This window comes from Microcoleus sp. B13-B6, assembly GCF_036705405.1.
Lineage (GTDB): Bacteria > Cyanobacteriota > Cyanobacteriia > Cyanobacteriales > Microcoleaceae > Microcoleus.
Genome location: NZ_JAUBUJ010000075.1, coordinates 36,569 through 43,355, shown reverse-complemented (window position 1 = coordinate 43,355; position 6,787 = coordinate 36,569). Strand labels below are relative to the sequence as shown.

Here is a 6,787-nt window from a genome sequence, read left to right as displayed (position 1 = left end):
CCGTCCTTTTTGGACGGGCGGGACGCCCATCCCACAATAACAATTAAAATTGTAAGTTATTTAATTCGCGATCCTAATTTGGTGTGCAGTAAACTCACAGCCATGTAATAATAGCCACTTAAGGCTACAAAACTTAACAAAAAAACTTGACAAATTATATATTAATACCAGGATTGCGGTGACAAAAAAGAACGATCGCCCTTCCATTCAAAAAGAACGATCGTCCTTTACACCCTCTTTCTATCTAAATCATGAAACTGCGTCGATCGCACGCCCTAATGCGGCTTGTTAAGCGTCAATATCGAGTTCGCGCACTAAAAAAGCCCATTCATCTGCCAATTCTTCAATCACTTTAGCAGTAGGTTTGCCGCCCCCGTGTCCCGCTTTAGTTTCAATGCGAATTAACACTGGTTTTTCTCCCGCGTGGGTTTCTTGCAAAGCAGAAGCAAACTTGAAACTGTGGGCCGGAACCACCCGATCGTCGTGATCGGCAGTTGTAATCATTGTCGCCGGATAAGCCGTTCCCGGTTTGAGATTGTGCAACGGAGAATAGCCGTGAATTGTGGAAAATTCTTCGGGATTTTCCGGCGAACCGTATTCAGAAGTCCAAGCCCAACCAATGGTAAATTTGTGGAAGCGCAACATATCCAAAACGCCGACTGCGGGCAATGCTGCACCGAACAATTCCGGCCGCTGAGTCATGCAAGCCCCCACTAATAAACCGCCATTGCTACCGCCTGCGATCGCCAATTTTGCAGGCTTGGTGTACTTGTTTTCGATCAACCATTCAGCGCCAGCTATAAAGTCATCAAACACATTTTGCTTATTCAACTTTGTCCCTGCTTGGTGCCATGATTCGCCGTACTCGCCACCTCCCCGCAAACAGGCGATCGCATAAACTCCGCCCATCTCTAACCACACTATCCTGCTAACAGAAAAACTCGGAGTTAGCGAGATACCAAAACCACCGTATCCGTAAAGGTAGGTGGGGTTATTGCCATCCAAGTGCAAGCCTTTCTTGTGGGTGATAAACATGGGTACTTGCGTACCGTCTTTGCTTGGGTAAAATACTTGTTTTGTCTCGTAATCGTCGGGATTAAAATCGACATTGGGCTGCCGATAAATCGTACTTTCATCTGTCACCAGATTATACCGATAAATGGTGTTTGGTGCAGTGAAACTGGTGTAAGCATAAAAAGTTTCGGTGTCGTGCCGCTTGCCGCCGAATCCTCCCACCGAACCGATTCCCGGCAAAGCTATTTCTCGCGCGAAACAGCCGTCTAAGTTGAAGATTTTAATTTGGGTGTAGGCGTCTTTCAGATAAGAAGCCACAAATTGATTGTTCAGCAGGCCAATGCCTTGGAGGGTTTCTGCTGCTTCGGGGATAATTTCTGTGAACCCCCCCTCCCTGGGCGACGGGGGGGTTTCGTCACCAGCGAGGGATGAAGGAGGTGGGTTGTTGGTGTCGATCGCAATTACCCGGCCGCAAGGTGCATTTAAGTCAGTTTGAAACCAGAACAGAGGGCCTTCATTGTCGATGAAGCTGTACTCTGCCTCGAATTCGTTAATGAGTTCTACAACAGGCGATTCAGGGGCTGTTAAGTCTTTATAGAAAATCAGGTTTTTTGTTTCAGTTCCCTGCCAAACTGATATAATTAGATATTTGCCGTCTTCAGTGACGCCGCCGCTAAATCCCCATTCTTTTTGGTCTGGGCGATCGTAAATCAATACGTCTTCTGATTGGGCTGTTCCTAACTTGTGATAAAACAGTTTTTGGTAATAGTTAACGTCTTCGTGCTTGCTTTTTTCGTTGGGTTCGTCGTAGCGGCTGTAAAAAAAGCCTTTACCGTCGTGAGTCCAGGATGCGCCTGAGAATTTCACCCACTTTAAATGATCCGATAAATCTGCACCTGTTTCGATATCGCGGACTTTCCATTCTTGCCAGTCGGAACCGGAAGTTGACAAACCGTAAGCCATGTATTTGCCGTCTTCGCTGATAGCTATCCCACCCAAAGCAACAGTTCCGTCTTCTGAGAGAGTGTTGGGGTCAATTAATACTTTGGGTTCGTCGTCGAGGGATGTTAATGTGTAGAGTACGGATTGATTTTGCAGGCCGTCATTCTTGTAGTAGAAATAGCGAGATCCTTCTTTGAAAGGTATGCCGTATTTCTCGTAATCCCAAAGTTGAGTCAGGCGCTGTTTGATTTTTTCCCGCGCCGGAATTTCGTTGAGGTAGGCAAAAGTGACTGCGTTTTGGGCTTCCACCCAAGCTTGGGTTTCCTCCGAGTCAGGGTTTTCCAGCCACCTGTAGGGGTCGGATACTTTGACGCCGTGGTAGTCGTCTGTTTGGTCGATTTTGCGGGTTGTGGGGTAGCTTAAAGGTCGATCGAATTGGGTCATGATTTTTTACTACTCTCGGTAACTTTTTCCAGTTTACCCTTTCGCGGCAGTGACAGGGGAGAGTAGCTCAATTTGGGATTTGAGATTTTATCCTAAATCTTGGTTAAATAAGTAACCCCACCTCAAAAAACCGAATACTTTGATACCTGAATCCTTTAAAATATTGGGTGTCTAACATAGAACCTATCGCCAATAAATACTATTTTAAAATGAGATATAATTAATTTAGTTTCTTTCGGAATAAAGTGCTTCCCAAGAATGACTAAATTTCCCCATGACCAGTTTGCCAAAGAATACCTAAGAGAGTTATTGTCACCTCTAGGAGAAGTAGAAACCAGTAAAGATGTTTCTGCTCAAGTTCGAGAAATTGATATCTGGTTTAAACCCACTTCTGTATCGCCTGAATACGTAGAGAATTTAGGTTTGTTAGGTCAAATGACTGCGACTGTGGCTGCGATCGAACCATTTCGCAATGCCGTCAATACAGAGGATATTTTCAGTTGTGTTGTCAAACTTTTAAATACTAGGGCAGAATTACTGCGCCGAGCTAATCGAGAAGAGCAACGTTTAGAATCCCAACAATTACCCAGATTGTGGATTCTGACTCCCACTGCTTCGGAGGCTTTGTTAAGCAGCTTTAATTTTATGATTCCAGAAGAGTCAGAAGGTTGGGGGAGGGGGGTTTATTTTCTATCGGAAGTTTGGCGAGTAGGATTGATAGCTATCCACCAGCTACCGAATGTTCCAGAAACGATGTGGTTGCGGATTTTAGGTAAGGGTAAAGTACAGCAAGGGGCGATCGCGGAATTAACAAGATTGCCTGTTGATAGTCCCCTACGAGCTAATACGCTAGAATTATTGTACAACCTGCAAGCGAATCTGCAAGTAAATTTAGCAGCTAGTACCCCAGGAAATCAGGAAGATAAGGAGTTAGTTATGGCGCTCGTACCTCTGTTACAACAAAAAATAGATGAGGCCACACAACAAGGAAGAGAAGAAGGAAGAGAAGAAGGAAGAGAAGAAGGAAGAGAAGAAGGAAGAGAAGAAGGAAGAGAAGAAGCACAGCGGTTGATTTTGCAAAACTTTCTGCAAGTCAGATTTGGGGATTTAGACGCTAAGACAATTGCCTTTTTTGCCTCTGTCTCGGCTTTACCTGTTGGTGAATTCACTATGTTGTTAGTGCAATTATCCACATTGCCAATTGCCCAAGCAGATAGACAACAAGTACAAACTTTAATCGCCGAAAATGTCTTGAGAAAGCGCTTTGGTCAATTAGAAGTAAACACCGTCAATCTCATCCCAAATTTGCTCGCATTGTCGGCCGAAAATTTATCGCTATTGCTGTCACAACTGCCGGATTTGTCAATAGAAGAACTAATGGCTCGAATAGAAAACTCTTCCCTTTGAGTAAAAAAAGAGCGATTAAGCTCGATCGAGTTCTTGTGGAAAGTAGGGGTTGGGCGTCCCGCCCGCCAGAAAACACAATTTAGATGCGGGACAAATTATAACTAATCCAACTCCCTCCTTCCTTCCAAAGCACGAGCCAATGTAACTTCATCGGCATATTCCAAATCTCCCCCCATCGGCAAACCAAAAGCTATGCGCGTCACTAGGGTAAAAGGTTTTAATAAGTGACCGATATAAAGAGTAGTAGTTTCGCCTTCCACGCTGGGACTAATAGCAATAATTACTTCCTTAACCTTTTGCTGGCTGACGCGCCGCACTAACGGTTGAATGTTCAATTGTTCGGGGCCAATTCCATCCATCGGCGAGATAACGCCGCCAACAACGTGATATTTACCCATGTATTCCCGCGTTTTTTCTAAAGCGATTACGTCGCGGGATTCTGATACTACACAAATGGTATGAGTGTCGCGGTTGGTATTGCGGCAAATTTCGCAAACAGGGTCAGCAGATAAGTGAAAGCATACTTGACAGAAACCTACTTGCTGTTTGGCATCAATCAAAGATTTAGCTAGGGCTTGCACTTCTTCTTCCGGTCGCTTCAAAATATGTAAAGCTAGCCGCTGGGCTGTTTTTGGGCCGACTCCCGGCAAGCGCTGCAATTGTTCGATTAAACGAGCTAAAGGTCGAGTGTACATTAAAAATTGGCGGTAATTGGTAATATCATTTCTGGTTGATTCGCGACAAGATAATTTGTGCGATGTAGGGGCGGGTTTTACCAACCATCTATGTTTAAAACTAAGTATATCATAAACCAGTCCCGCCCATACACTGAGGAATATTGACTAATTTACCCTCCACTAATTTTAGCTTTGTAGCCTAATTTTGTGATAATTTCTAGCAACTTTTGCTTGTGTTCGCCTTGAATTTCGATTTCATTATCTTTGACTGTGCCGCCAGTACCGCATTGGGCTTTTAGCTGCTTGGCTAAAGTTGCTAATGTTTCGGGTTTTTCCTGAAAGCCGCTGATGATTGTAACTGTTTTGCCGCCGCGTCCTTTTCGGGATGCTTCGATTTTGAGGTTTTGTTGATTGGGGGGAACTTCGGCAACTCCCCGTTGGAGGGCGGCCGAGTTGTCAACGTTGCCAAACTCGGAGTAAACTATTCGTTTGCCCTCGGTTGTTTTGCTGTCAGAATCTTTGCGTTTGGATGCTGCCATAGGTTAAGATGCTTGAACTTTTTTTACTGGTATTTCTAGTTTTAGCGGATTGGGTGTAAGGCGGCGATCGCTCGTTTAGACTCTGATATTATACCTATTGTATTAGCCCATCAAGGGTTCAGGGAATTATAATGAAATTTGTTCGATCGCCTCAAGTCCCCAAGCAATTTGGTACGATCGACTAAGCGCGCGATCGACACGCCCGCCTCTAGCTTACCCGCCAATCTAAAAAATCTAAAATCTAAAATCTAAAATCAAATGACAGTCACCCCCCTGCATCTCACCACCGAAACCAGCGCCCAACGCCCCGACTCCCTCGGCAGATTCGGCAAATTCGGTGGCAAATACGTCCCCGAAACCCTGATGCCCGCTTTATTTGAACTAGAAGCCGCTTTCCACAAATACCGCAGCGAACCGGAATTTCAACAGCAACTCCAACAACTGCTCAAAGATTATGTCGGCCGCCCCAGCCCTTTGTATTTCGCCGAACGCCTCACCGAACACTACGCTAAAGCAGACGGAACTGGCCCGCAAATTTACCTCAAACGCGAAGATTTAAACCACACGGGAGCTCACAAAATCAACAACGCTTTAGCTCAAGCATTGCTGGCAAAACGCATGGGCAAAAAGCGGGTAATTGCTGAAACTGGTGCCGGTCAACACGGCGTTGCTACCGCCACAGTTTGCGCTCGTTTTGGTATAGAATGCGTTGTCTACATGGGCGTTCACGACATGGAAAGACAGGCTTTAAATGTGTTTAGAATGCGCTTGATGGGTGCCGAAGTGCGGCCGGTGGCTGCAGGTACGGGAACGCTGAAAGATGCGACTTCCGAAGCGATTCGCGACTGGGTGACAAATGTCGAAACAACTCATTACATTCTCGGTTCCGTAGCGGGCCCGCATCCTTACCCGATGATGGTACGCGATTTCCATGCAGTAATCGGTGAAGAAACCCGCGCTCAGTGCCAGGAAAAGTGGGGTGGTTTGCCGGATATTTTATTAGCTTGCGTCGGCGGCGGTTCTAATGCAATGGGTCTTTTCCACGAGTTTGTCGGGGAAGAAACTGTTAGATTGATTGGTATTGAAGCGGCGGGCGAAGGTGTGGAAACTGATAAACACGCTGCTACTTTGACTAAAGGAAGTGTGGGAGTTCTGCACGGGGCAATGAGTTATTTGCTGCAAGATAATGAAGGTCAAGTGATTGAGCCGCATTCGATTAGTGCGGGTTTGGATTATCCGGGTGTGGGGCCGGAACACAGTTATTTGAAGGATGCGGGCAGGGCTGAATATTATAGCGTAACTGATGCAGAAGCGCTGGAAGCATTTCAGCGGCTTTCGCAGTTGGAGGGGATTATTCCGGCTTTGGAAACTTCTCACGCGATCGCCTATTTGGAGACTCTGTGCCCGCAGCTAACAGGCAATCCGCGCATTGTGCTTAACTGTTCGGGACGCGGCGATAAAGACGTGAACACTGTGGCGAAGGTTCTGAATATCTAGGTTAGCGGAATGTGGGGCGATCGCCCTGTAGGAATTGGTAACAATTAATTGGTGTTAACTTAAGACTAAAATCCTTTGTATCTCTCGTTTGTATCGAAGTCTAGATCCCCCCTAGCCCCCCTTAATAAGGGGGGGACTGGAAGCGTTCAAAGTCAACCCCTACTCCCCTTATTAAGGGGGAGTAGGGGGTATGCGAGGGGGATCTAGAGGCTTATCCTCAGACGGTATACTCATATTACTTTTGGCATTAAGTTGACACTAATGGTA

General features: G+C 45.9%; 5 protein-coding genes. 2 read left to right on the top strand and 3 right to left on the bottom strand.

Annotated features, from left to right (window positions below; all coding sequences use genetic code 11):
• Positions 1 to 288 precede the first annotated feature (288 nt).
• Positions 289 to 2,400, bottom strand: coding sequence for a prolyl oligopeptidase family serine peptidase (locus QUB35_RS27055; protein ID WP_333144728.1), 2,112 nt, complete (start codon positions 2,398 to 2,400; stop codon positions 289 to 291).
• Between the two features lie 258 nt (positions 2,401 to 2,658).
• Here QUB35_RS27055 and QUB35_RS27050 point away from each other — a divergent pair, with 258 nt between their 5' ends.
• A complete protein-coding gene (locus tag QUB35_RS27050; protein ID WP_333144727.1) occupies positions 2,659 to 3,807 on the top strand; it encodes a flagellar assembly protein H in 1,149 nt (382 codons plus the stop codon).
• A gap of 101 nt (positions 3,808 to 3,908) precedes the next feature.
• Here QUB35_RS27050 and recR read toward each other — a convergent pair whose 3' ends face one another.
• Together recR and QUB35_RS27040 are read right to left on the bottom strand one after the other, a co-directional pair.
• Positions 3,909 to 4,502, bottom strand: coding sequence for a recombination mediator RecR (gene recR, locus QUB35_RS27045; RefSeq protein ID WP_333036394.1), 594 nt, complete (start codon positions 4,500 to 4,502; stop codon positions 3,909 to 3,911).
• A 152-nt stretch (positions 4,503 to 4,654) separates the two neighbouring features.
• A complete protein-coding gene (locus QUB35_RS27040; protein WP_333051370.1) occupies positions 4,655 to 5,023 on the bottom strand; it encodes a translation initiation factor in 369 nt (122 codons plus the stop codon).
• A gap of 258 nt (positions 5,024 to 5,281) precedes the next feature.
• On the opposite strand from QUB35_RS27040, the gene trpB reads away from it, so the two are divergent.
• A complete protein-coding gene (gene trpB, locus QUB35_RS27035) occupies positions 5,282 to 6,520 on the top strand; it encodes a tryptophan synthase subunit beta (RefSeq protein ID WP_333085184.1) in 1,239 nt (412 codons plus the stop codon).
• Positions 6,521 to 6,787 lie beyond the last annotated feature (267 nt).

Excerpts from the sequence above, each read along its gene's own strand:
- QUB35_RS27050 (WP_333144727.1), top strand. The coding sequence starts at position 2,659 with ATGACTAAATTTCCCCATGACCAGTTTGCCAAAGAATACCTAAGAGAG.
- trpB (WP_333085184.1), top strand. The coding sequence starts at position 5,282 with ATGACAGTCACCCCCCTGCATCTCACCACCGAAACCAGCGCCCAACGC.
- QUB35_RS27040 (WP_333051370.1), bottom strand. The coding sequence starts at position 5,023 with ATGGCAGCATCCAAACGCAAAGATTCTGACAGCAAAACAACCGAGGGC.
- QUB35_RS27055 (WP_333144728.1), bottom strand. The coding sequence starts at position 2,400 with ATGACCCAATTCGATCGACCTTTAAGCTACCCCACAACCCGCAAAATC.
- recR (WP_333036394.1), bottom strand. The coding sequence starts at position 4,502 with ATGTACACTCGACCTTTAGCTCGTTTAATCGAACAATTGCAGCGCTTG.